Genomic DNA, 1,498 nt, shown 5'->3' with positions numbered 1-1,498 from the left:
ATTCGCGGCGAAAACGTTCAGGCCGTCGCGCAGCGGCACGGCATCACGACCCCCGAAGGTATCCACGAACTGGAACATATCGCGATCCGCAGCAATGCTCCGGCCTCTGCGGGCGGCGCCGTGATTCGCGGCGAAAACGTTCAGGCCGTCGCGCAGCAGCACGGCATTACGACCCCCACGGGCATCCACGATCTGGAGCAGCGCGCGATCGACAGCAATGCTCCGGCCTCTGCGGGCCGCGCCGTGATTCGCGGCGAAAACGTTCAGGCCGTCGCGCAGCGGCACGGCATCACGACCCCCGAAGGTATCTACAGTCTGGAGCAGTACGCGAAATACAGAGCTTAGCCTACGGCTCGCGCCCCCACGTCGAACTCTGCGAAGGATCACGAGCCTCGTCAGGTCTTGGCCAACAGCTTCTCGCCATCTGGTCGAAGTGTGCCGGATGGTGAGACATGCCGGTAAAGCGTCTGCCGTGTGATGCCCAGTTCTTCGCACAGCTTGCCGACCTTGGTTTCGGGCTTGCCCATGACCGCCATCGCGAGGCGGAGCTTACCGGCGGTCATCTTGAACGGACGGCCCCCTTTGCGGCCCCGTGCACGGGCTAAGGCCAGCCCGGCGACCTTCCGCTCCGCGATCAGTTCGCGTTCAAATTCGGCGAGTGCGGCAAAGATGCCGAAGACAAGCTTGCCAGCCGCCGTCGTGGTGTCGATCGCCGCGCCATGTCCGGCGAGCACCTTCAGGCCCACGCCGCGTGCGGTCAGATCGTGGACCGTATTGATCAGGTGGCGCAGATCGCGGCATCTGCACGACCAGCACCGGCATAGTAGGGGTCGTCGTACCATGGTGAGGGAGAGGTGGCCGCGCAAATTCAGACAGCCGGATAAGTGGAGCGGCCGGGGTCTTGAGCCAGCGATAATGCTGGCAAAGGAACCGGAAAGATGACGAAGAGAACCCGACGGACGCACTCAGCGGCGTTCAAAGCGAAGGTGGCGCTGGCAGCGGTCAAAGGCGAGCGGACACTGGCCGAACTGGCGCAGCAGTTCGATGTGCATCCGAACCAGATCACGGAATGGAAACGGCAGTTGCAGGAACACGCGGCCGACGTGTTCGGCACAGCCGGGGCGTCGTCGAGCGAGCCCCCGGTGGACCTGAAGGCGCTGCATGCCAAGATCGGTCAGTTGGCTCTGGAGAACGATTTTTTAGAAGGCGCGCTCACTAAGGCGGGCTTGCTGAGCGCAAAGCGATGATCGACCGTACGCATGCGCTGCCGGTTTCGCAGCAAGCGCGGCTGGCCGGCATCGCAAGATCGAGCGCGTATTACCGGCCGCGGCCGATGAGCGAGGCCGATCAGTTGCTGATGAGACGGATCGACGAACTGCACATGGAGTTTCCGTTTGCCGGCGCGCGGATGCTGGCAAGACTGCTGCGTCGCGAGGGACACGAGATCGGCCGCCGGCGCGTGCGCACGCTGATGAAGCGCATGGGCATCGAGGCGCTG

2 protein-coding genes and 1 pseudogene are annotated in these 1,498 nt (G+C 64.0%); 2 read left to right on the top strand and 1 reads right to left on the bottom strand.

Going from position 1 to position 1,498, the window contains the following annotated elements:
• On the top strand, positions 1-345 hold a 345-nt coding region (locus BDI24065_RS40820; RefSeq protein WP_175035931.1), incomplete at its 5' end, for a hypothetical protein.
• A gap of 50 nt (positions 346-395) precedes the next feature.
• Here BDI24065_RS40820 and BDI24065_RS40815 read toward each other — a convergent pair.
• Entirely contained in the window at positions 396-842 is a 447-nt protein-coding gene (locus BDI24065_RS40815) for a recombinase family protein (protein ID WP_217481859.1), read from the bottom strand.
• Between the two features lie 96 nt (positions 843-938).
• Here BDI24065_RS40815 and BDI24065_RS40810 point away from each other — a divergent pair.
• A pseudogene (locus BDI24065_RS40810) lies at positions 939-1,498 on the top strand (IS3 family transposase); the annotation flags it as partial.

This window comes from Burkholderia lata (genome assembly GCF_902499025.1).
GTDB classification, from domain to species: Bacteria; Pseudomonadota; Gammaproteobacteria; order Burkholderiales; family Burkholderiaceae; genus Burkholderia; species Burkholderia lata_C.
This window is presented reverse-complemented; position numbering and strand designations above follow the sequence as displayed.